Annotated in this window: 24 protein-coding genes; 16 read left to right on the top strand and 8 right to left on the bottom strand. The window is 62.4% G+C overall.

Annotated elements, in window-relative coordinates; genetic code table 11:
* Positions 1–61: 61 nt before the first annotated feature.
* From A3M3_RS26140 to A3M3_RS0120160, 8 genes are all read left to right on the top strand, one after another.
* On the top strand, positions 62–985 hold the full coding sequence (locus A3M3_RS26140; RefSeq protein ID WP_051423428.1) for an NAD-dependent epimerase/dehydratase family protein: 924 nt from the start codon (positions 62–64) through the stop codon (positions 983–985).
* A 32-nt stretch (positions 986–1,017) separates the two neighbouring features.
* Positions 1,018–1,620: a hypothetical protein gene (locus A3M3_RS0120190; protein ID WP_028267857.1), complete on the top strand. Its 603-nt coding sequence runs from the start codon at positions 1,018–1,020 to the stop codon at positions 1,618–1,620.
* A complete protein-coding gene (locus A3M3_RS0120185) occupies positions 1,617–2,798 on the top strand; it encodes an oxamate carbamoyltransferase subunit AllG family protein (protein WP_028267856.1) in 1,182 nt (393 codons plus the stop codon). Before A3M3_RS0120190 ends, A3M3_RS0120185 begins: the two co-directional genes overlap by 4 nt.
* A gap of 104 nt (positions 2,799–2,902) precedes the next feature.
* On the top strand, positions 2,903–3,586 hold the full coding sequence (locus tag A3M3_RS26135) for a cupin domain-containing protein (protein WP_081736970.1): 684 nt from the start codon (positions 2,903–2,905) through the stop codon (positions 3,584–3,586).
* A 545-nt stretch (positions 3,587–4,131) separates the two neighbouring features.
* Complete coding sequence (locus A3M3_RS0120175) at positions 4,132–5,514, top strand: MFS transporter (RefSeq protein ID WP_028267855.1); 1,383 nt, start codon at positions 4,132–4,134, stop codon at positions 5,512–5,514.
* 169 nt (positions 5,515–5,683) lie between these two features.
* Positions 5,684–7,027: an MATE family efflux transporter gene (locus A3M3_RS0120170; protein ID WP_028267854.1), complete on the top strand. Its 1,344-nt coding sequence runs from the start codon at positions 5,684–5,686 to the stop codon at positions 7,025–7,027.
* Positions 7,028–7,036: 9 nt separating this feature from the next.
* Positions 7,037–7,591 (top strand): hypothetical protein, encoded by a 555-nt coding sequence (locus tag A3M3_RS0120165; protein ID WP_028267853.1) that lies wholly within the window; start codon positions 7,037–7,039, stop codon positions 7,589–7,591.
* Between the two features lie 73 nt (positions 7,592–7,664).
* Positions 7,665–8,024, top strand: coding sequence for a hypothetical protein (locus tag A3M3_RS0120160; protein ID WP_028267852.1), 360 nt, complete (start codon positions 7,665–7,667; stop codon positions 8,022–8,024).
* 128 nt (positions 8,025–8,152) lie between these two features.
* Here A3M3_RS0120160 and A3M3_RS0120155 read toward each other — a convergent pair whose 3' ends face one another.
* The gene (locus A3M3_RS0120155; protein WP_028267851.1) at positions 8,153–8,701 is read right to left on the bottom strand and encodes a CGNR zinc finger domain-containing protein; all 549 of its coding nucleotides are present in this window, start codon (positions 8,699–8,701) and stop codon (positions 8,153–8,155) included.
* Between the two features lie 70 nt (positions 8,702–8,771).
* On the opposite strand from A3M3_RS0120155, the gene A3M3_RS0120150 reads away from it, so the two are divergent.
* Together A3M3_RS0120150 and A3M3_RS0120145 are read left to right on the top strand one after the other, a co-directional pair.
* On the top strand, positions 8,772–9,803 hold the full coding sequence (locus A3M3_RS0120150) for an EamA family transporter (protein ID WP_028267850.1): 1,032 nt from the start codon (positions 8,772–8,774) through the stop codon (positions 9,801–9,803).
* A gap of 39 nt (positions 9,804–9,842) precedes the next feature.
* A complete protein-coding gene (locus A3M3_RS0120145; RefSeq protein WP_028267849.1) occupies positions 9,843–10,115 on the top strand; it encodes a DUF2277 domain-containing protein in 273 nt (90 codons plus the stop codon).
* A gap of 79 nt (positions 10,116–10,194) precedes the next feature.
* On the opposite strand, the gene A3M3_RS0120140 is transcribed toward A3M3_RS0120145, so the two are convergent.
* The 5 genes from A3M3_RS0120140 to A3M3_RS28620 all read right to left on the bottom strand — a co-directional run bounded on the left by A3M3_RS0120140 (position 10,195) and on the right by A3M3_RS28620 (position 15,076).
* A complete protein-coding gene (locus A3M3_RS0120140) occupies positions 10,195–12,438 on the bottom strand; it encodes a heavy metal translocating P-type ATPase (protein WP_442853131.1) in 2,244 nt (747 codons plus the stop codon).
* 71 nt (positions 12,439–12,509) lie between these two features.
* A complete protein-coding gene (locus tag A3M3_RS0120135; protein ID WP_028267847.1) occupies positions 12,510–12,749 on the bottom strand; it encodes a heavy-metal-associated domain-containing protein in 240 nt (79 codons plus the stop codon).
* A 49-nt stretch (positions 12,750–12,798) separates the two neighbouring features.
* Positions 12,799–13,149 carry a metal-sensitive transcriptional regulator gene (locus A3M3_RS0120130; RefSeq protein WP_028267846.1) on the bottom strand — a complete coding sequence of 117 codons (351 nt, stop codon included), beginning with the start codon at positions 13,147–13,149 and terminating at the stop codon, positions 12,799–12,801.
* Positions 13,150–13,229: 80 nt separating this feature from the next.
* Positions 13,230–13,628, bottom strand: coding sequence for a VOC family protein (locus A3M3_RS0120125; protein WP_028267845.1), 399 nt, complete (start codon positions 13,626–13,628; stop codon positions 13,230–13,232).
* Between the two features lie 35 nt (positions 13,629–13,663).
* Positions 13,664–15,076: a sensor domain-containing phosphodiesterase gene (locus tag A3M3_RS28620; protein ID WP_231497374.1), complete on the bottom strand. Its 1,413-nt coding sequence runs from the start codon at positions 15,074–15,076 to the stop codon at positions 13,664–13,666.
* 321 nt (positions 15,077–15,397) lie between these two features.
* On the opposite strand from A3M3_RS28620, the gene A3M3_RS0120115 reads away from it, so the two are divergent.
* Genes A3M3_RS0120115 through A3M3_RS0120105 form a run of 3 tightly spaced genes read left to right on the top strand, consistent with a single transcriptional unit; the run spans position 15,398 to position 17,106 of the window.
* Positions 15,398–15,598 (top strand): hypothetical protein, encoded by a 201-nt coding sequence (locus tag A3M3_RS0120115; RefSeq protein ID WP_028267844.1) that lies wholly within the window; start codon positions 15,398–15,400, stop codon positions 15,596–15,598.
* A gap of 57 nt (positions 15,599–15,655) precedes the next feature.
* Complete coding sequence (locus A3M3_RS0120110; RefSeq protein WP_051423425.1) at positions 15,656–16,810, top strand: WD40/YVTN/BNR-like repeat-containing protein; 1,155 nt, start codon at positions 15,656–15,658, stop codon at positions 16,808–16,810.
* 8 nt (positions 16,811–16,818) lie between these two features.
* Complete coding sequence (locus A3M3_RS0120105) at positions 16,819–17,106, top strand: MoaD/ThiS family protein (protein ID WP_028267842.1); 288 nt, start codon at positions 16,819–16,821, stop codon at positions 17,104–17,106.
* Between the two features lie 16 nt (positions 17,107–17,122).
* Here A3M3_RS0120105 and A3M3_RS0120100 read toward each other — a convergent pair whose 3' ends face one another.
* Both A3M3_RS0120100 and A3M3_RS0120095 read right to left on the bottom strand, forming a co-directional pair.
* Complete coding sequence (locus A3M3_RS0120100; RefSeq protein WP_028267841.1) at positions 17,123–17,359, bottom strand: hypothetical protein; 237 nt, start codon at positions 17,357–17,359, stop codon at positions 17,123–17,125.
* 186 nt (positions 17,360–17,545) lie between these two features.
* The gene (locus A3M3_RS0120095) at positions 17,546–18,862 is read right to left on the bottom strand and encodes an MFS transporter (RefSeq protein ID WP_028267840.1); all 1,317 of its coding nucleotides are present in this window, start codon (positions 18,860–18,862) and stop codon (positions 17,546–17,548) included.
* 206 nt (positions 18,863–19,068) lie between these two features.
* On the opposite strand from A3M3_RS0120095, the gene A3M3_RS0120090 reads away from it, so the two are divergent.
* The 3 genes from A3M3_RS0120090 (at position 19,069) to A3M3_RS0120080 (ending at position 22,838) form a co-directional block, all read left to right on the top strand.
* A complete protein-coding gene (locus tag A3M3_RS0120090) occupies positions 19,069–19,839 on the top strand; it encodes an IclR family transcriptional regulator (RefSeq protein WP_028267839.1) in 771 nt (256 codons plus the stop codon).
* 165 nt (positions 19,840–20,004) lie between these two features.
* Entirely contained in the window at positions 20,005–20,928 is a 924-nt protein-coding gene (locus A3M3_RS0120085; RefSeq protein WP_028267838.1) for a shikimate dehydrogenase, read from the top strand.
* On the top strand, positions 20,928–22,838 hold the full coding sequence (locus A3M3_RS0120080) for a bifunctional sugar phosphate isomerase/epimerase/4-hydroxyphenylpyruvate dioxygenase family protein (protein ID WP_028267837.1): 1,911 nt from the start codon (positions 20,928–20,930) through the stop codon (positions 22,836–22,838). The genes A3M3_RS0120085 and A3M3_RS0120080 overlap by 1 nt, the downstream gene beginning before the upstream one ends.
* Positions 22,839–22,855: the final 17 nt, after the last annotated feature.

Here is a 22,855-nt window from a genome sequence, read left to right as displayed (position 1 = left end):
CCCGGCCACCGAGGCAGGGCACCCGGATCCATTCAAGAATCGTTAGGAATGAGACAACTTCATGGCACCCAAAAGAATAGTAGTTACGGGCGGATCAGGGCGTGTGGGCCGCTATGTCCTGGCAGAACTGGCGTCGAACTTCGAAGTGGTCAACGCTGATCTTTCTCCGGCGGATAGCGGCCCCAAGGGGGGAGCGGCATCCGATGTGGAATATATCGCCACTGACGTCATGGACCTCGACGCCGTCAGATCCGCCCTTAAAGGCGCCGACGCGGTAATTCACCTGGCCGCTATCGACTACGACTGGAACGCCGCTCCGGAGAAATACATTCGCGTCAACACGCTGGGTACATGGAATGTGTTGCAAGCGGCACAAGAGCACGGCTTGGAGAAAGTGGTCCTTTGCTCCAGCATTTCAGCTTGCGGCCTTTCGGAAATGCGATCCGATTGGACCCCCCAGTACCTTCAAGTCGACGAAGAACATGAGATCAGGCCGGTCCAGGCATATAGCCTCAGCAAACAAATCATGGAGAACATGGGCCAAGCCGTTTCACGGGGCAGCGACGTCTCCGTCATCTGCATCCGACCGATGGCTGTCGTTCTGGAGGAGTCGCTCGAGGACTTCATCCAATTCATTGACGACCCTGATCTTAAGTGGCTCTTCTACTACATCGAGGCCGCCGATCTGGCCCGGGCCTTCCGGGCAGCGGTTGAAGTTGAAGATATTAAGTTCGGAACGTTCTTCATCAGCGCTGATGACACTTGCCATCCTGAGCCGACCCTGGAGTGGTACAGGCGCTTGTTCCACGAGGAACCTGCGGAAACCGCTAGCAGCCGGGGGGTTTTCGACATCAATGCGCGGGCCTCGATATTTTCCTCGAAAGCGGCAAAAGAACGACTTCGTTGGAAGCCCACCACCAATTTCCTCGAGCTTCGCGAAAGAGGCGGGTTCTCCGTTCCTCTGTCCGTGGATTCAAAGAGCTAGGCACCCTGCGAAAGATGAATGAAAGAGAAACCATGCCCGATGTAGTCCGCCCCGGTGCCGTCGCCTGGACCGGCGACAATCCCTTCATATACCTGAAGACCGACCCGGACGGTACATGGTCGTCCCTGTCGGTCTATTTCCGCATCGCGGCATCGAGATTTGGCCCCGGAAAGGTGAGCGTTGTTGTCGAAAACCCCTACGAAGCCCGGGAACCGGCTACCCGTCTGGTTCTGACCGACAATCTAGACCTTGCCAGGTTCCTCATCAAAGACTTCGTGTCGAAATTCGTCCTCTTCCGGCCTTCCGAGGTCATGGATGACCTCGAGTACCTCGAAGGAGCGGCGTTTACCCAGTCCCTCGATGGTCACGACTGGACGGAACGCGCAACGGTCGGCCCGCGAAGTATCGAAATGACGTGGCGAGGACTCTCGGAGCCCTTCGCGGTCGACGTTCCCGCACCCGAATCGGGGACCGGATCCCATGAAATGTTTGCGGTCTTCAGGATCGCTGATGCAGGGGAAGTCATTGTGGATGGTCGCCGGCTACCGGGGTCGACCGTCGAGCGCGACTTCCTCAACGGGCCCGGCCAGTCCGCAGGAATGGCCATCTCCGAGACCTGGGTTGAACAACCGTGAACGCCAACGAGCTGAGGGCCGCAACCGCCATCATGTCCGTAGAACCACGCTGGACAGGAATGACCACGCTGGAGACCGTCCTTCCGGAGGCAAAACGGCGGAAGTGGCTACTCCATGCCGGCCCGCCATTTAGTTCTTGGGCCGAGGTCCCGGAACCGCTAAGAAATTCGGCGATGCAGGCATGTCAGCTTGAAGGCTGGGCGGACTCGGAGGACGAGTCCCTCAGACTGCTCTCGAACGGAGACATCACACTCGAACCCGCTCAGAACCACGACTGCGTGGTTCCCTTGGCGGGAGTCATCTCGCCTGGGATGGCGCTGCATGTTGTCGAAGACGGGACCAACGCCGGCTCCCGCAGCTATGCCGCCGTCAATGAAGGAATGCAGCACTGCCTCAGACTGGGCATTCGGGACCCCCACCTGACCGCACACCACACTTGGCTCAACAGCACACTTGCTCTGTGGCTCACCGCGGTACTACGCGAAACAGGACCGGTGGACCTCCTGCCATTGATGAGGAAGTCCTTGGAGCTCGGTGACGACGGGCATAACCGCACGATTGCAGGCAGCCGGCTGGTTACCGAGAGGCTGCTTTCCAGCGCTACGGGTGAGACTCCGCCGGGAATCAGGGACTTCCTTGATTCCTGTCCGGCTTTTGCCTTAAACCTGTGGATGGCGGCCGCAGCGCTGTGCCTCAGAGCTGCCGAGGGAATCCCGAAGACATCGGCGATTACCCGGGCGGGCGGGAATGGAGTTTCGTTCGGAATCCAAATAGGCGCTAAACCAGGAGTCTGGTTTAGTTGCGCAGCAGAGCCTCCTCGCGGACCCCGTGAACGAAACTACGATGGACTCAAAGTCCTCGGGGCCATCGGAGACAGCGCGGTGGTGGACTTCTTTGGTATGGGCGGGGGCGCGCTCGGCCACGCGCCGGACACCGTGACGGCGCTGTCAGACTATGCGCCCTTCAATGCGCTCAGCCGTCCGCAATCCGTGATGACGGCACAACATGCAGCCTTGCCGATCCGGACGGGGGTCTCTTGTGACTCCGTGCTGAATGCAGGATTGGCGCCCATTGTTCTCCTCGGGATGATTGAAGCCTGCGGACTCGAAGGACGAATCGGCGGCGGAGCATACGAACCACCTCTTCAACTATTCAGAGCAGCCCAGATTTCCGAATAATCCGTCTGAAGAACGAACCGGACCGTGTTCGGGCTGCACCGCAGGGTGCCGCCCGAACACGGCCTTCCGCCGTCATCAAATACCGAACAAATACCACATAATGGATGGTGACAACTTACATTCCAAAAGCGGAGGTACCGACTGTGGCAACGACGGCGGAATCCAAGGAACGCGACGCCACGGAAGCCTCCCGCCTGGCTGTTGGAACCAGAATCCGTTCGGCACGTACCGAGCGGGGGACCTCGCTGCGCGAGCTGGCCAGAAGGCTTGGCGTCTCGGCCGGACACATTTCTCAAGTTGAGCGGGGCATGGTGGCGCCTTCGATCAGCCTCCTGTACTCCATCGCATCGGAGTTGTCACTGTCCATGGATACGCTCTTCGGAGAGGACAAAACAGCCCCGGAAACGTATGAAGGAATTGAAAAGAGTCCCGGCGAAGAGAAGTTCATTACCCGGTCGGCCGAACGCCGGAAGATCGACTTGGACACCGGCGTCCGCTGGGAACTCCTGACTCCCACGCCACATGAAGTCGTCGATTTCCGGGAGATCGTTTATGCCCCCGGCGGCGGCTCCTCCAAGCCGGGAGAGTTCATCCGCCATAGCGGGCGTGAGTACGGGTTGGTGCTTGAAGGCGTGCTTCATGTTCAGCTTGAGTTCGAGGACTTCATGCTGGGACCAGGCGACTCCATAGCTTTTGACTCCAGAGTCCCCCACAGGCTCTGGAACGAGAATGATAAGACCTCGGCACGAGCGGTTTGGTGCACTTATTCCGAACCGGTTAATTCCTGATTTGACGTGCTGACAGCACGTCCTTTGCGTCGCCCTGCTCCGGAGAGCAGGCTGGCGCCCAAGAACGAGCGTGTTTCAACGCAGGCCGCACCGTCTTCGACATCTGTGCTGAGCAGCAGGCCTCGTTCCGCACAGCGATGCCAGATCCTTCTTCAACCGACCACGGCCGCTCCCGTGGGCAAGTTGAAGTGTTTTCTTAAATCAAACGTTTTGTGAGACTTCGGAGCCGATGAAATCCACTCGGCGCGAAGCATGACGCGATGCATCCTTCATGAGCACGCGAGAAAACCCCGTAAAAAAGCGGTAAAAGCCCAGCTCACGCTATGGGCGCGGGGTGTCTGGCAGCTAATTTCCCTAAGAAACTTTCGTGTGAGCCTTGACACAATGTATTCTGTGATCGAACATTGAATCTATCCCGGGCAAGAGGACATCGAAAGAGCGGCCTCTGTCCGTCCCACTATTTGCCGGGATCCTTGGTACTCATTACCACCCAACCAATCCGTTCATGCGCGGCTTGAAACCGACACACCCACGATGGAGTTTGGATGTCAAACAATTCGGTAATCGATAGCAGCCCTTTGCTGCCTTTTCACAAGAAGCTGCTCATCCAGTCCGCCGGAGGCCCGTTCCTGGACGGATGGCTGCTGAGCATCGTCGGCATCGCCCTCGTGGGGATGGTGCCCGAGCTCGGTCTCGGCACTGCGGAACTCAGCTTTGCGGGCGCCGCAGCGCTCATTGGAATTTTTGCCGGAGGACTCATCTTCGGACGGCTGACGGACCGCATTGGCCGTCAACTCATGTACACGATTGACCTGATCGCCTTGGTTGTAGCTTCACTGCTCTGCGCATTCGTAACCGAAGCGTGGCAGATCATCGCACTGCGTTTCATCATCGGCGTGGCCATCGGTGCCGATTACCCCATCGCCACAGCCCTGCTGACCGAATGGCTCCCGATCAAGAAGCGTGCCGCCATGGTGGGCTCATTGGTTGTCTTCTGGTTCGTGGGCGCCGCAGTGGCGACCATGGTTGGATTCGGCTTCGCCGCAGCATTCGGTGACGGGTCCTGGCGGTGGATGCTCGCCAGCGGGATTGTGCCGGGCATCATCATCTTGCTACTGCGCATCGGCACGCCGGAGTCCCCCCGCTGGCTCATCTCCAAGGGCCGCTTCGAGGAAGCCCATGCTGTCGCACGACGGGTCTATGGCCAGGACGTGGATGTTCACAATCTGGTCCCCGCCGAAAGCGAAGAAGCCAAGAAGGCCGGTTTTGCCGTCTTGCTCAAGGGGGCCTACCTCCGCAGGGTCGTCTTCTGCGGAGTCTTCTACCTGGCAGCGGTCACCCCGCTTTTCGCGATGTACACCTTTGGCCCGACCATGCTGGACGCCTTCGGACTTTCAAGCGGCAACAGCAGCTATCTGGGCGAAACCATCATCAGCGTCCTCTTCCTTGTCGGATGCATCATCGCGTTGCCGCTTACGGAATCTGTCGGTCGACGGCCCTTGCTCATCTGGTCCTTCGTCCTCATGCTCATCCCGCTGACCGTTCTGGGTGCTCTCCCGCAGGGACCGGCATGGCTGATAATCGTCGCATTCAGCGCCTATGCCCTGTTCTCCGGGGGCCCCAACATCCTGGAATGGTCCTACCCCAACGAAATCTTCCCGACCGAAATCCGCGCAACGGCAATGGGCGTCGTCACCGCGATCAGCCGCATCGGCGCCGCGGTAGGCACGTTCCTGCTTCCCATCGGACTGGAAAAGTTCGGAGTCGGAGGAGTCATGTACATGGCAGCCGGGCTTACCGCCGTCGGCCTCATCGTCTCGGTCGTCCTCGCCCCCGAAACCCGGGGCCGTACCCTGGCGGAAGCAAGTTCCATCGCGCCCGGCCGCACCACGCAGAAAGAGAGGGCATCGACAAAAGTCGGTCTCTAGACCCGGAACCCACTCGACATGGAAGAAGCGGAGGCGGGCGATCCAAGACGGATCGCCCGCCTCCGCTCGGTTCCGACAAGCGGGCGACATGCTGGAACGGACTCCCGGAGGCCAGCGGATCCAGCACCTTCGACAATTGCTTGTCGGTGCCCGCCGTTAGGCTGGGAAAGTGCCCCAAACAGTGACCCGCCCCGCCGCACCCTCCAACGCCCGCGAGATCTTGCGGCTGGCCGTCCCCGCTTTTGGTGCACTCATTGCCGAACCGCTCTTCCTCTTGGCAGACTCCGCGATCGTGGGCCATCTCGGCGTCCCCCAGTTGGCTGGCGTGGGGCTTGCCTCCACCCTGCTGTACACCGCCGTCGGACTTATGGTCTTTCTGGCGTATTCGACCACCCCGGCCGTCGCGCGCGCCATCGGGGACGGAAAGCTCGCCAAAGCGCTGGCAGCAGGGCGCGACGGCGTCTGGCTGGCCTTGCTGCTGGGTACCGTGCTGGCGGTGGCCGGTTTCATAGCGGCCGAGCCGTTGCTCGGGCTGTTCGGGGCCGGCGGCGACGTGCGGGCATACGCCATCGAGTATTTGCGGTGGTCCATGCCGGGGCTCGTGGCCATGCTGCTGATCTTCGCTGGAACCGGCGTGTTACGCGGACTGCAGGACACCCGTACCCCCTTGGTTGTCGCAACGGCGGGCTTCGCCGTCAACATTGGCCTGAACTGGATCCTCGTCTATGGCATGCACCTGTCCGTGGCGGGTTCGGCGATCGGCACCAGCATTGCGCAATGGGCCATGGCCGCCGTGTATCTGGTGATGGTGGGACGGAATGCCCGGCGACACGGCGTTCCACTCCGGCCGGATTGGCGAGGCATCCGCACCATGACCACGGTGGGTTCGTGGCTCATGCTCCGCACCCTCAGTTTGCGCTTGGCGATCCTGGGCACGATCCTGGTGGTCACCGCCCAAGGGCAGATGAACCTGGCCGCGCACCAGCTTGCGATGACCATCTTCTCCTTTCTTGCCTTCGCGCTTGATGCCTTGGCCATTGCCGCGCAGGCCCTTATCGGCAAGGAACTGGGAGCTTCGCATCCGGCACGGGCACGCGAACTGACCCGTACGATGATCCGCTGGGGCGTCGCCTTCGGCGTGGTGACAGGGGTTTTCCTCGCGGTGGCGGCGCCGTGGGCAGGCTTTATCTTCACGTCCGACGCCGGCGTCCAGTCCGCGCTCACCGTGGCACTGTGGGTACTCGCCGTCGGACAGCCTCTCGCCGGTTATGTTTTCGTCCTGGATGGCGTCCTGATCGGCGCGGGCGATGCCCGCTACCTGGCGATTGCCGGCGTCGTGAACCTTGCCGTTTATCTGCCGCTTCTGGCGGCAGTCCACCTCACCCGGCCCGACGGCGCGGCGGGGCTTGTGTGGCTATGGGCGGCGTTTGCGCTGGGCTACATGCTGGCCCGCGGAGTCACTCTGGGGCTGCGGGCGCGTACGGACAAGTGGATGGTCCTGGGTTCGCACTAAACTGGACTGGTGACTCTCCCCACCTCTTCAGCGACTTCATCCACGCCAACAGCCGACGGCCTCTGGAAGCCCGTACTTCTCCGAGCCGGTGTTGCCCTGGTATTCGGGGCCGTGACAGTCTTCTGGGGCTCGCCATCCGTCCAGGTTCTGGCCTGGGCTACCGGGGTCTACCTGCTCGCAACCGCGGGCGCCGCGTTCCTGGCTGAGAGTGTTCCGGCAGCCGCAGCGGTCGTCATTGGCTTGGCAGGGGTCGGTGCCTTGATGACGCAGTCTGACACAGGGGTTGGCGTTTCCGCGCTCTTAGGACTGCTGCTGCTCGGAGTCTTTGAGTTGGTCCAGGGGTACCGGAAGCGGGGACGGCATGTGCTTGGCCGCGACTGGATCATTTCCGGCGTGGTGGGCATCGGCACCGCCGTCGCACTGCCGTTCTTCATCAGTCTTGGAGCACACGCATTACTGGGTGTTGCCGGTGGTGGCGCCATCATCTCCGGAGTCTTGTGGGTGCTTTCCGGACTGAGCCTGCGGCACGATGGGCGAACCCCCTCCGCCGAGGCCGTAAACTAGTAATGGTACGTTCTACTCATCGTAGAAATCTCACGGCGCGCACGGCGCCTGCACCCCACGCCACATTGGAGGAATGACCTTGGCTGACCAGAAACCAAGAGAGCCGCGCAAGATGCGGACCTCGGTGAAGGGACCGCTGATGTTCTCCGCGTTTTGGGGCGTCCTGATCTTTTTCGCCGTGCTGATTTTCGCCTCCGGCGGTAGCGCCCGCACCCCGCGCTTTGACCTCGCCTTTACCGGCGCAGGCATCGCATTCATTGTGAGCCTTGTCCTCGCCGCCATGCTTTCCATGAGCCACAAGGAAAACGCCGAGCACCTTGGAAAGGGATCTGGCATCAACCTGAGTTCCAAGAAGCCGGGTCAGAGCCACGGTTCGGCGCCGTCCCCCGTCGCGGGCAGCGAGACCGAAGCGCCCGACGGCGACTCCCGCTAGCTCACTGTCAGGCTCGCGTCACGCCACGCAACTTTTAGTCGACTAGTGACCCCGCCAACTCCCCAAACATGCGGCAGGCCGCCGTCGTGCGCGCTGAAAACTTGCCGCACGTGACGCGGGCCGTTGGTTCATTCCTTGCCTGAGGCTTTCCGGGCGCGGTACGCGGCCACGTGAGTTCGATTGGCGCAGTTGCCGGTATCGCAGTAGAGCTTGGAGCGGTTGCGGCTCAAATCCAGCACGACGGCGTCGCAATCATCCGCGGCGCACACCCGTAAGCGGTCCATTTCCTTACTGCGGATGACGTCCACAAGTGCCATGGCGGCTTCCGTGCCCAGTCGTTCCGCAAGGGGTGCCTCAGGCGTTGTGGCGTGCAGGTGCCAATCCCAGTGATCGTGCTTGACGAGTTGGGGGAGTGCATGCGCGTCGGCGAGGAGTTGGTTGACGGTCTTCGCGGCCGCGTCCTCATCGGCTGTCCATAGGGAAGCCAGCTGGCTACGCAGGCCCTTCACACTGAGCAATTCGGATTCGGTTCCCTCCCTGGCTCCCGTGAATTGTTCCGCGTCCAGGAATGCTTGGAGCTCGGCGACGCCGGGGAGGGATTCGGTGCCGTTGGCGGCCGTATTGATCAAAGTGACCACGCTGCGCAGCGCCACTTCAGTGTCAGGTGCAAAAAGCACTTTGACTCCTTACATCTCGCGAGGGTATTGTCAGCAGCGTAACCTATTTTACTCCTGACAGGAGGCTGCTGTGTCAGCTGCAACAAACCGGGCTGGCGCCGCGGGCTTCATGGCATCGGGCCTGGGGCTCGCGCTCTTTTCCTCAGCAGTCTTCGGCTTGTCCGGCTCATTTGCAAAGTCCCTCCTGGAAACAGGGTGGACCCCTGGCGCGGCAGTTGCCATCCGGCTCAGTGGTGCTGCCCTTATCTTGGTGATCCCCGCTTCCGTCGCTCTCCGTGGCCGTTGGCACCAGCTTAAGGACAACTGGCTCACGATCCTCTTGTTCGGCGTGATTGGTGTTGCAGGCTGCCAGCTCTTCTATTTCAACGCGGTGTCCAGGCTGTCCGTGGGGGTTGCTCTCCTGCTGGAATACCTCGCGCCTACCATGATCGTCCTGTGGTTGTGGGCTGCGAGCCGACGCCGTCCCCGGAAGCTCACCGCCGTCGGTACGCTGCTTTCCCTTGGCGGACTTGTCCTGGTGCTTGATCTCACGGGCGCCGTCACAGTGGACTTCATCGGCGTCTTGTGGGGAATGGCTGCAGCCGTCTGCCTGGTCATCTACTTCTTCATCACAGCCAAGCAGAACGACACATTGCCTCCCATCGTGCTGGCCTCCGGGGGCCTCATGGCAGGTTCAATCCTGATCTGGATCGCCGGGGGGACCGGGCTGCTGTCCATGACTTTCGCCAACGCAGACGTTCACCTCGGCCCGTGGACCACACCGTGGTGGGTTTCCATTGCCGGTCTCGTCATCCTTTCTACGGTCCTGTCCTACGTCACGGGGATCATGGCCGCCCGCAGCCTCGGGTCCAAGGTTGCGTCATTTGTCTCGCTCACGGAAGTGCTGTTCGCCGTGGTGTGGGCTTGGCTCTTGCTGGCCGAATTGCCGGGAGCCATCCAGCTCGTGGGCGGCATGCTCATTGTGTGCGGAGTGATCCTGGTACGCCTCGATGAACTGCGGGCCGGCAAGCGTGATGCCGCTGAGTCCGCAAACTTCAGGGCGGCGCGGGAGCTTGACCACGCGAACGACGTGGAGCCCGTCCCTTCCGAGAGTGTCATCTAGACCTCCCCTGCCGAGGCCAGGCTGGCCTAGCATGTTGGTATGTGCCGCAACATCCACACCCTTCACAATTTCGAGCCACGAGCCACCTCGGCGGAGGTGGAAGCCGCAGCCTTGCAATACGTGCGCAAGATCAGTGGAAGTACAAAGCCGTCCAAAGCCAACGAGGAGGCTTTCGCCGAAGCCGTCCACGAGATCGCGCACATCACCCAGCATCTGCTTGATTCCCTGGTCACCCACGCGCCTGCTCGGAACCGCGACGAGGAGGCGGCCAAGGCCAAGGCGCGGTCCGCTGTTCGTTTCGGAACGGCCTAGACGCCCAACTGACTCGCATTTGGTGTCGTTTTGAGCCTCGAAAGCGACAACAAATGCGAGCTAGTTGGGGAGGCAGAGGCTACTTTGCGAAGGACCGCAGCCGAAGCGAGTTCGCGACCACCAGGACCGAGCTTGCAGCCATGGCCGCGCCGGCGATCATGGGGTTGAGCAATCCCAACGCCGCCACCGGGATGCCGATGGCGTTGTAGAAAAAGGCCCAGAACAGGTTCGTCTTGATGGTGCTGAGCGTCTTCCGGGACAGCTCGATGGCTTGCACCAGCTGGCCGAGATCGCTGCCCATCACGGTCAGGTCCGAGGCCTCAATGGCCACGTCCGTCCCCGATCCCATGGCGATCCCGAGGTCGGCTTGCGCCAAAGCTGCGGCATCGTTGACCCCGTCCCCGGCCATTGCCACCGTGAAGCCCTGGGCTTGGAGTTTCTTGACCGCGTCCACTTTTCCTTCCGGCAGCACACCGGCGAACACATCTTCCGGGGCAATCCCGACGGCGGAAGCCACTTGTGCGGCCACCGCGGCGTTGTCTCCGGTCAGCAGCAGGGGGCGGATTCCAAGCTCCTTGAGCCTCTCGATCGCAGCGGCCGAGCTTGCTTTGATGGAGTCCCGTAGCGTGATGATTCCTGCGGGCTTCCCGTCCACAGCAACCCAAATGGCCGTAGCGCCACCGGTTTCCTCGGTGGCCAGTGCTTGGCGTTGAGCGTCGCCGGGGAAGATGCCGTTGTGTTCCAACCAGCCCGTCCTGCCCACCACGACAGTGCGTTCAGCGCCGGTTCCGTTCAGCGCAACTATCCCGCGGACTCCGCCGCCCGGGGCTGAATTGAAGTCCTTCACGGCAGGGAGCGGGCCGGCGTCGGGCACTGCGGACTGTGCGGCAACGGCAATGGCATGGGCGATGGGGTGCTCGGATGCTGCCTCAATAGCGCCCGCGAGAGACAGGACGTCGGCAGGGGAGCGGCCGTCCAAGGCCAGCGTGTGCCCGACGGCCAGCTTGCCGCTGGTGACGGTGCCCGTCTTGTCCAGCAGGATGGCGTCCACCGTGCGCGTATCTTCAAGTACCTGTGGACCCTTGATGAGGATGCCGAGCTGGGCCCCACGGCCGGTTCCGGTGAGGAGGCCGACAGGTGTGGCGAGTCCAAGCGCACACGGGCAGGCAATCACGAGCACAGCCACGGCCGCCGTGAACGAGGCGTTGAGGTCCCCGCTCAGGGCGAGCCAGAAAACGAAGGTGACAACGGCAATGAGCAGAACCACCGGAACGAAGACGGCACTGATGCGATCGGCAAGCCGCGCGATCGGGGCTTTGCCCGTCTGTGCCTGACTCACCAAGCGTCCCATTTGTGCGAGTGTGGTGTCGGAACCGACCCGAGTGGCTCTGATCAACAGCCGGCCCGAGGTGTTGATGGTGGCGCCTGTGACCTGGCTGCCGGGTCCGGCCTCGACGGGAACGGATTCGCCGGTGACCAATGAAGCGTCTATGGCAGATGCACCGCTCGTCACGACGCCGTCGGTGGCGATCTTCTCTCCGGGTCGAACCACGAAGATGTCGCCGGCCAGGAGTTGTTCGGCCGGGATCTTGTGCTCGACGCCGTCGCGGAGCACCGTTGCGTCCTTGGCCCCCAGATCGAGGAGGGCCTTGAGGGCATCCCCGGCTTTGGCCTTGGCGTTGGCCTCGAGATAGCGGCCGAGAAGCAGGAACGTAGTAACCACTGCGGCCACTTCGAAGTACAGCCCGCCGCCCATGGACTCCATGCCAGGGTGTTCATTGATCATGGGGTCGGCGAAAAGCTGCCACGCCGAATAGAGGTACGCGGCCAGGACTCCAATGGAGACGAGCGTGTCCATAGTGGAGGCGAAATGGCGGGCGTTGATTGCGGCGGCGCGATGGAAGGGCCAAGCAGCCCAACTCACCACCGGAAGTGCCAGGACGGCCGCGACCCAGCCCCACTGCGGGAACTGCAACGCCGGGACCATCGAGATGGCGAAGACCGGGACGGTCAGGAGTGCGGCCGTAATCAGCCGTGGTTTCAGCTGGCGCGCAGCAGGGCCGTGATGCATGTGGTCGCCAGCCATGTGTCCCGCGTGGTCGACCGCCATGACATGGGGCTCGGTAAGCGGGGGGTTTGGCCTCGATTCGTGGATCCGGGCTTTGTAGCCCGTTGCGTTGACCGTGTCCACGATTTGTTGGTCCGTGACGTCGGCCGGGACTATTACCTGGGCTGATTCGAGCGGGAGGTTGACGGAGGCCTCCACGCCGTCGAGCTTGCCCAGTTTCCGTTCCACACGGGCAACGCACGATGCGCAAGTCATCCCCTCGATGTCGAGTTCGATGATGCGCGTGCCCGACTGATGGAGGATGTCCTGATTGTTCACATTGGCCCCTAGGCCTCGTTGGCGACTACCAAGTAGCCGGCTTCGGCGATGGCTTCGCCGATCTCCGACGGCGACAACTCCTGGGTGGAGGTGATGGTGACTGTGGAGATTCCCCCGTCATTCAGATCGATCTCGACATTCTCCACGCCGGCCAAGGACTCGATTTCCTCGCTGACGGCTGAAACGCAGTGCCCGCAGGTCATGCCGGAAACGCTGACGTTCGTCTGGATGGTTGCAGTGTGGCCCATGGCGTACTCCTTGGTGGTGAGTTGGATGGTGTGGTGGGTGCTGGCGGGATTACCGCAGCAGGCGCCCGATGGCATCAGCAGCCTCCTTGACTTTGATGTCGATTTTCTCCGCACGGATTTCCGGGTCTGCCTCGGAGGCGGCGCCCGCTACGCAGTGTCCGATATGTTCTTCGACGAGTCCTAAGCTGACGGCGTGCAAGGCCTTGGTGGCGGCAGCAACCTGGGTGAGGATATCGATGCAGTATTTGTCCTCCTCCACCATGCGGGCAATGCCGCGGACCTGACCCTCGATGCGTTTCAGGCGGCGCAGGTAGGCGTCCTTATTGGCTGAGTATCCGTGCACGGCTGCAGGCTCAAGCTCGATGACCGGGGGGTTGATTTGCAGGTCTGCCTTGCTCATATCATTACGATATACCCCCAGGGGGTATCAATACAAGTACCCCCTGGGGGTATATCAATCTAGTGACAGGGTGTCCAGCGTCAGCTTCCTGGCCGGCTCACTAGCTGGATGAGGTTACCGCAAGTGTCATCCAGGACTGCCGTAACCACGGGACCCATGGGCGTTGGCGGTTGCATGAAGGTCACGCCCAAGGCTTGGAGTTCCTGGTGGGCTGAAGCGACGTCATCCACCGCGAACGAGGCCGCGGGAATTCCATCGGCGACGAGTGCCTGTTTGTAGGTCTTCGCAGCAGGGTGCTGGTCCGGTTCAAGGAGTAGTTCAACGCCTTCGGGTTCTCCGGCGCCAACAACCGTCAGCCACCGGTAGTCCCCGGCGGGCACGTCCGCCTTGGGAACGAATCCCAGTTTCCCGGTATAGAAGGCCAGTGCCTTGTCCTGATCGTCGACAAAGACGCTGGTTACATGGATGCGGGGCTGCATGGGAATCTCCTGATCGTTCCGGGCACTGGTGGCGGTCATGGTTGTTCGGTGGTTGTCGATCCTACTCTTTGCCATCTCGAACCCGCCGACTCATTGCCCCACTCTGCCCAGTCTTCGGGTCGGAGCGAGGGGCGGCCGAGCAGGTAGCCTTGCGCCGCGGTCATCCCGAGCTTGGCGACCGCAGCCAACTCGGCTTCGGTCTCGATCCCTTCGGCCACTAGGGTTGCTCCTATTTCCGAGGAAAAACCAACCATTGCGGCTCCCAGGGCCCGCTGTCCCGGATCTGCGTCGATTCCCGCGATGATCCCGCGATCAAGCTTGATCAGCTCCGGCTTGAGCTGCAGGATGTGGCGCATGGAAGCAAAACCCGCTCCGGCGTCGTCGACGGCGATTCGCAGGCCCGCGCGACGCAGCGGTGCCAGTGCTTCAGCGAGCGGTTCATAGTCGCAGACTTCGTGGCGCTCGGTGAGTTCAAGCACGATGCGGTGCAGGGGGAGGGCGGATTCTCTCAATGCGGCCGCAAACCGAGGGTCAAGACACGAACGTGGCGAGAGATTCGCACCCACGTACAGTCCCGGCGGAAGTCCGCGTGCGGAGGCCAACGCGGTCCGGAACGCAAGGATTTCAAGTTCGATATCCAGTCCGATGGAAGCCGCCTCAATAAAACGAACTTCAGTGGATGCTCCCGCCCGTCCGCCGAATCGTGTCAAGGCTTCCACTCCGACGACGTTGCCCGTTTCCAACGATGTGATCGGTTGGAAAGCCGTCGTGAGCGAGTCCCCCGTGAGCAATTCCCTGGTGCGGGCAGTGGCTGCCGCGCGGGACAACGCGGACTGTGCGTCCAGGATGCGAGAGTTACCCTCAAAGCCGCGAGCCTTGCCTTCCCGATCACGCACTGGCCTCCCGGACACGTCCACCAAGACCCGGCTGCCATTCCGGTGGCGGCATACCGTGACCACCCGGGACCATGAGGAGTCCCCGTCTTCCCTGGCTTTCCAGTCTTCCCGGGCTTCCGTCAAATCGGCGCGGTCGATCACCGCGGTCATGTGCCTTCCCAGCAGCTCGGCCGGTTCGTATCCGGTGATGTCCTTGCAGCCCGCACTGCAGAAGGTGAACCGGCCGTCGGGGCCGATGGCCCATAGCCAGTCGAGGCTTACGCGCAGGGCAGTGTCCATCAAATGGGAGGTGCGGAATGCTTGGCTTCGTTCCTGCTGTTGCTGCCGCACGAGGCGCCATGCTGCCAGGACCACCAGGGGCACTACCAGCAGCGAAAGAAGACCAGGGAAGGCCGTGGAATCGTCGATGCCTCCCCACGGCGGGTATCCAAGAGCCATGGGCAGGCGAATAGACAGGGCTACCGCGGCCTCGACAAATATGACGATCAGCAGCCACCATCCGGTCGAAGCCGACGCCAGCCGGGTCGCTTGGCGTTCTTTTCGGTGAGGCATCTTCTTGAGCCTTGGAACGCGCATGAAGGGCATCACCCAATAGTGCCACCAAGCTCGGGGATTGGGGGGCTTAAACAAAGAGCTCCGGAGTGCGTTATTGGGGGATACGCACTCCGGAGCGGACTTTGGAGCAGGTTCTTTGCTTCCTGCTGACAATTAGCTTACGTGCCCTGACTGCCCTCCGCTACCAATCCGAATAACTACTTTCACTTTACTTTTTACGGGCCTGAATCTGCGGCCGGATCCGGTGTTTGAACGACGCCCCTTGTAGAGCACCCTGCGCGGGCCTAGCGTTAACTTGCACAGGAAGGGGTGGTCCACGTGGAGATCTTCATGTGGTGGCTGGACATAGACCTCAAGAGCAAGGAATGGTTGCGCGAAAACCTCCGTTCCACGGAACTTCCGCAGGAAGTTCTGCAATGTATCGCCGATGCCGGCGGCCCGCACCTTGATGACTTGGCCGGCGGCCTGAGTGATGCAGACTGGGACTTCATCGAGACGCAGTCCGAGTTCGTGGACTGAACCGGTTTCCTCGACCGATCCGCAAAACCGTTGCGGCTCCCGCGCGGGAATGGTTGCATGGGGTTCATGGCTACCGCAGAGAGTTATGTCTTGGCGATCGGGACCAAAAAGGGACTGTGGCTGGCGCGCAGCACAGACCGTAAAGACTGGTCCCTCTCCGGTCCGCACTTCCTCATGAGCGAGATCCCCAGCATCGGGATCGACACCCGTGGGGACACTCCCCGGATCATGGTGGGCGTGCGATCCGAACACTGGGGGCCTACCGTGGCCCACTCCGATGACCTAGGCGCCACCTGGAGCGAGCCCGAACAAGGCGCCATCAAATTCCCCGAGGACACTGGGGCCGCGCTGGAGCGGATCTGGCAGATCTACCCCGATTCGGCGTCCCGGCCCGGCGTCGTCTGGGCCGGTTGCGAACCGATCTCGGTCTGGAAATCGACGGACGGGGGCGAGCACTTCGAGCTGAACCGGGGACTGTGGGATCACCCCCATCGCAGCGAATGGGGGGCAGGGTACGGCGGCGCTGCCGCCCACTCGATCGTGGTCAACCCTTCCGGGGAGAACGTCCACGTCGCCATGAGCACCGGCGGGGTTTACAGATCGCTCGACGGCGGGGCCTCCTGGGAGGCCCGCAACAAGGGGATTACTGCCCGTTTCATGCCGGATCCCTACCCGGAGTTCGGCCAATGCGTGCACAAAATCGCCGCGGATGCCGCCATCGAAGGCCGGCTTTACGCGCAGAACCACCACGGCGTGTACCGCACGGACGACAACGGCGAGAACTGGATCTCCATCGCGGACGGGCTGCCAGCCGATTTCGGCTTCGTGATGCTCACCCACCCCCGCCGCGAAGGTACCGCCTGGGTGGTCCCGATCAAGGCCGATAGCGAGCGGATTCCGCCGGATGGTCGGCTGGCGGTACACCGCACCGACGACGCCGGGAAGACCTGGAAACGCCTGGATGTGGGCCTCCCGGACCATGAATACAACACCGTGCTCCGTGACGCGGCCGCGGTGGATTCGGCCGAACCCGTCGGGGTGTACTTCGGAACACGCGGTGGCTCGGTCTACGCCAGTGCCGACGAAGGCGAGACTTTCATTGAAGTTGCCTCTCACTTGCCTGATGTTTTGTGCGTCCGGGCTGCCGTTGTCTCAGGTGGCCTGGCCGCCGAAGTGGCCGCTGCCTCTGCGGCATCTGCCCTGCCGGCCTAGGACGGACCTTGCCCGATATCACCGTGGTTTTGCCCAGCGTCCTCCAGCCACTCGCCGGCGGGCAGTCCTACCTGACTGCGCCCGCCGACGGAGCTGTAACCGTGGAAAGCTTGCTCGACGCGGTGACCGGGGACTACCCGGTGCTGGCCCGGAGGCTCCGGGATGAAACCGGCTCCCTCCGCCGCTACGTGAATATTTACGTGAATGGCGAGGAGGTCCGGCGTCTGAAAGGTCTGGATACTGAGGTTGCGGCCGGCCAGGAGGTCTTGATCATCCAGTCCGTGGCTGGCGGCTGAGCGGTTCGGGGCCAGGTCAGGCCACTCGCCAGACGGTGCATTCGTCGGTATTGATGGCCTTGCGCAGGCCGCTCAGCTGATCCATGATCCAGACGACGCCGATGCCCGGAGCCGTTTCCTGGACGCTGCCCCTGCGGATGACCACGTCATCGTAGGAGGGTCCGACGGAAAGGCGGGCTTCGATTTGGTCGCCGCGGTGCAACTGGTCAAGTGCGCGGACTCTTGTGGGCTGGGTTGATAGGTCCTTCAACATGGTTGGCCTCCCTGGCTGGAGCTGCCAGCGTTTGCCGGCCATTCCAGTGTGGCGGGCCAATGTTGCAGGGGGATTTCGGCAGGGTTAGCCGTGGGTAAGACTTCGGTAGCCAAAAAAATCCATTGCCCCGCCTACCGGCGAAACGGCCGGGGAGCGGGGCAATGGATTGGAGGTGAGGCGAGGGACTTACTTGAGGCCGAGTTCCGCCGTCGGGGTCTTGAAGGATTCCCGGGCAGTCATCGCGGCGACCGCTGCGATCACGCAGATGATGCCGGTGAAGATGCTGGTCTGGACCCAGCCGCCGGCTTTGGTGCCGCCCATCGCGGTGACGATTGTCGGGGCGAAGCCGGCCATGAGGAAGCCGATCTGGGTGCCGATGGCCAAACCGGAGAAGCGGACCCTGGTGCTGAACATCTCGCCGTAGAAGGAGGGCCACACAGCGTTCGCGGCGGCGTATCCGAGAGCGAAGTACACCACGGAGACCAGGAACATGAGGGGCACGTTTCCGGACTCGAGGGTCAGGAAGAACACCGGCGTCATGATGGCGCTGGCTATGGCGCCGTAGATGAAGACGGGCTTGCGGCCGATCCGGTCAGCGACCTTGCCGAAGACCGGCTGGGTACCGAGGGCCACGATGTTGGCTGCCACGACGAGCCACAGGGTGATGGTGCTGTTTACGTGGGCCACGTCTTTGGCGTAAGCGATGGCCAAGGTGCCGAAGACGGTGCTCACGGCGGAGATGAAGGCGCAGCAGACAACGCGCAGGACGTCTGCCCAGTGCTGCCGGAGGAGGTCGGCCACCGGCAGCTTGGCGATCTGGTTGTTCTTCTTGGCCTCGGCGAATGCCGGCGGTTCGTGCAGGGTGCGGCGGATGAAGAACGCTACCAGGACCACCACGGCGCTGAGCCAGAACGGGATACGCCAGCCGATGCCGTACTTGACCTCGTCCGGCAGGGCGACGACGGGGATGAAGACCAATGCCGCGAGGATCTGCCCGCCCTGGGTTCCCGTGAGGGTCCAGGAGGTAAAGAAGGAGCGGCGGTTGTCCGGGGCATGTTCCAGCGTCATGGAGGACGCACCGGCTTGCTCGCCCGCAGCGGAGAGGCCCTGGCAAAGGCGGGCGAAGACCAGCAGCGCAGGAGCCCACCAACCGATGGCCTTGAAGTCGGGGAGGCAGCCAATGATGAAGGTCGCACCGCCCATGAGCACCAGTGTGAACATCAGCACGCGCTGGCGGCCGATACGATCGCCGAAGTGTCCCAGGATGATGGCGCCGACCGGCCGAGCCACGTAGGCGAAGCCGAAGGTCGCGAAGGACATGATGGCGGCGTTGGCGTCGGCGCTGGGGAAGAAGACGTGCGGGAAGATCAGGGCCGCGGCTGAACCGAAGATGAAGAAGTCGTAGTACTCGACGGCGCTGCCGAGGAAGCTGGCGAGGGCGGCCTTCTTCGGCGTTCCTGCCGTGGCAGTGCCCGGCGTCGTAGACGGGATCGTGTGACTCATGGTGTTCCTTAGTGTGACGGCGATGTCGCATCTGGCTGAATATTGCGTTCCCGAACACTGGGGTGGGTCCGGCAGCGGCCTCACACTGTAGCCACATTGTGAGAGCTACTTGTGCGATACAGCAATGATGGCTGTGAGCGTAGTCACTTGTCAAGATATTTACTCACCATCTAGATATAACTCTCACGATGTGGCAATCTTTAGCTATGGATGTGAAGGAAGACACAAAGACCGACATGATCGGCAAGGCCCTGGGCCTCCTCGTTTTGCTGGGCAATGAGCCGAAGGGCGCCAGTGCGTCCGACCTCGCCCGCCAAGCGGAGCTGCCGTTCAGTACCACTTACCGCCTGCTCGGATCCCTGACTCGGGACGGATTCGTGGACTACGAGCCCGATGGCCGCCGGTATCACTTGGGCCTCCGCGTCTTCCAGCTCGGGCAGCGGGTGTCCAACCACCATGGCTTTGCGGGAACGGCCCGGCCCATTCTGCAGCGCGTGACGGAGGGGACCGGCGAGGCCACCATCCTCTCGGTCCGGGATGGCCATCACCACCTCACGGTCAACAAGGTGGACGGTCCCCAGATGTTCCGGGTCACCAGCGATCCGGGGCATCTTGGAATGCTGCACACCACCGCCGTCGGGAAGGCGCTGGTTGCCTTCGCGGACGACGACGAGCGGCGGCAGCTGGTGGAAGAGCTTGAGCTGGAGCCCCTCACGGAGTCCTCCATCACCGATCGCGACGTCTTCCGCCTGGAAATCGAGAAGGTCCGGCGCCAGGGCTACGCCATCATGGACGAGGAGAACGAGGTGGGCATGCGGGCCGTCGCCGTTCCTGTCCTCAATTCCCAGGGTGTCGCCTTCGCGGCACTTGCCACCGCAGTCCCTGTTTTCCGGATGAGCGTGGAGCAGTTGGTGGCGGTGGTTCCCTTGCTGAAGAGTGCGGCGTCCGAGCTTGCCGACCGTTTACCGCAACGCTGAAGCGTCAGCGGCAATCACTTTTGTTCGCGATAAGAACACTAGTGCAATATGTGAACATTTTGTGTAGTCTGATTCATACCACCGGCGGAGCAGCCCACTTTGGATGACTCAATGCGATCCAGAGAGAGCCAACCCGCGGGTGCAGTTGTCAAAGGAGCAATGAGCATGAGCAACCGAGCCGAATCCTTCTTGGTGGGCCTGATCGGTGAAGGCGTATCGCCTTCGCTGACGCCGCCCATGCATGAGAGGGAGGCCGACGTACAGGGGCTCCGCTACCTGTACCGGCCCATCGACCTGCTGGAGCTCTCCCTGCCCGGCTCCGCCGTCGGCGATTTGCTGACCGCAGCTTTCCGGCTCGGTTACAACGGCCTCAACATCACGCATCCGTGCAAACAACTCGTCCTGCCCTTCCTGGACGAGGTTTCCGAGGACGCAAGGCGGCTCGGCGCGGTGAACACCGTGCTGATCCAGAACGGCCGCTTCATCGGCCACAACACGGACTTTTCCGGTTTCGGTTCAGCTTTGGCCAACGGACTCCCCGACGCAGCCCTGGAACGCGTCGTTCAGCTAGGCGCCGGGGGTGCCGGCTCCGCCGTCGCCTACGCGCTGCTCTCCGCAGGGGTCAAGACGCTGGACCTTGTGGACGTGGACCCCGCGCGCGGCGCCGAACGGGCGGCGGAACTCGCCGCCCTGTTCCCTGACAGCACCGTCGCGGCGCGCACGACGGCGGAGCTCCCGCAGCTCATGCTGCTCGCCGACGGTCTGGTGCACTGCACTCCAGTGGGCATGGCCGCACATCCCGGCCTCCCACTGGACATGTCCCTCGTGGAACCCCGCCACTGGGTAGCCGACATCGTCTACCGTCCCATCGAAACCCAGCTGGTTCTCCAGGCCCGGGCCAAGGGCTGCCGCGTGCTCGACGGCGGACGCATGGCCGTGGGGCAGGCCGCCGACGCTTTCCGCATCTTCACTGGCCGCGACGCCGATCCGGAACGGATGCGGTCACATTTCCTGGAGCTGGTAAACGCCGAAGAATCCATGGCTGAAGAATCGAAGGCTGACAAGGCGCTCGCTGGAGCGGGGCACTGATGCGCACGGGAATCGCTACCGTCTGCCTCTCCGGCACGCTCAAGGAAAAGATGCAGGCCTGCGCAATCGCGGGCTTCGACGGCATCGAGATCTTCGAACAGGACCTCGTCACCTCCCCCCTGAGCCCCGAGGACGTGCGGAAAATGGCCGCGGACCTGGGACTGGGTCTTGACCTATACCAACCGTTCCGCGACTTCGACAGCGTCCCCGAGAACATCCTGCGGGAGAACCTGCGACGGGCCGACGCCAAGTTCAAGCTCATGTCCCGCCTGGGCATGGATACCATCCTCGTGTGCACCAATGTGGGAACCGCCACGATCGACGACGACGAGCTCCGGGCCGAGCAGCTCGGCCGCCTCGCGGAACTGGCGGAGAACCATGGCGTCAAAGTAGCGTACGAGGCCCTCGCTTGGGGCAAATACGTCAGCGACTACGAGCGTGCGCACCGCCTCGTGGACGCCGTGGACCACCCCAACCTGGGCACGTGCCTGGATTCCTTCCATATCCTCTCCCGCGATTGGGACACGGCGCCCATCGAGGCCATCAAGCCTGAAAAGATCTTCTTCGTCCAGGTGGCCGACGCTCCGAAGCTCTCCATGGATGTGCTGTCCTGGAGCCGCCACTACCGCGTATTCCCAGGCGAAGGACAATTCGAACTGGCCAAGTTCATGGGCCACGTAGTCCGCGCAGGCTACTCCGGTCCGGTGTCCCTGGAGATCTTCAACGACGTCTTCCGCCAATCGGATGTGGAACGCACCGCCGTCGACGCGATGCGTTCGCTGATCTGGCTCGAGGAACAGAGCGCCAAGTGGCTCGATGCGAACGGTGATGTTCCGGATAACGCCGCCAACCGCCGTCGTTATCCCATGGAGCTGGCCACACTGCCTAAGGTGGCCGAACCGGCAGGATTCAACTTCGCCGAAGTCAAAACCGATGAACCCGCACAGCTCGAAACGCTGCTGGGCCGCCTCGGATTCGAATTCGACGGCCGGCACCGGACCAAGGACGTGCAGTTGTGGTCCATGGGACAGGCGCGCGTCGTCATCAACGAACAAGCGCCGTCGCACAGTGAGCCCGCCATCGCGGCGCTGGGGTTCGACGTCGACTCTCCAGTGATTGCCTCGGCCCGCGCCCAACAACTGAAGGCCCCCGTGGTGCCGCGCAAAGTCCAGGCGGACGAGGAAGTGTTCCAAGGCATCGCCGCACCGGATTCCACGGAGATCTTCCTGTGCCAAGGCAGTCCGGACGGCACGGCGGCCTGGACCAGCGAATTCGGGCAGAGCCGCGAGTTTGGCGAGGGTCTTGAGCACTCTGCATCGGAAACCCAGGCGGTGATCGACCACGTGAATCTCGCCCAGCCATGGCAGCACTTCGACGAAGCCGTCCTCTTCTATACGAGTGCCCTCGCCCTCGAACCCCAGCCGTTTGCTGAAGTGCCGAGCCCCAGCGGATTGGTGCGATCGCAGGTCATGCAGACGGCCGACCGCGCGGTGCGCCTGGTGCTGAACCTTGCACCTGTCATCCAGCAAGAACCCGGCCGGCAGGGCGTTGGGCCGAGGAAGAGTTACCAGGAACACATCGCCTTCGCGGTGGACGACCTCGTGGCTACGGCACGGGCAGCGAAGGGACGCGGGTTGGAGTTCCTCCAGATTCCAGCGAACTATTACGAGGACCTGGACGCACGTTTCGCCCTGGACCCGGCCTTCCTTTCCACCCTCAAGGAACTGAACCTTCTCTACGACAGGGATGCCAACGGTGAATTCCTCCACTTCTACACCGCCACCGTGGGCAGCGTGTTCTTCGAAATGGTGGAACGCCGCGGCAACTACGACGGCTACGGCGCCCCCAACGCCCCTGTGCGGCACGCCGTCCAATACGACTCGCTTCACGCCCAGAACCTGCACCGCTAAGCAGAAACCCAACTAGA

The organism is Arthrobacter sp. MA-N2, assembly GCF_000517125.1.
Lineage (GTDB): Bacteria > Actinomycetota > Actinomycetes > Actinomycetales > Micrococcaceae > Arthrobacter > Arthrobacter methylotrophus.
Note: the sequence above shows the minus strand (reverse complement) of the source record. Positions and strands in the feature narration are given on the sequence as shown.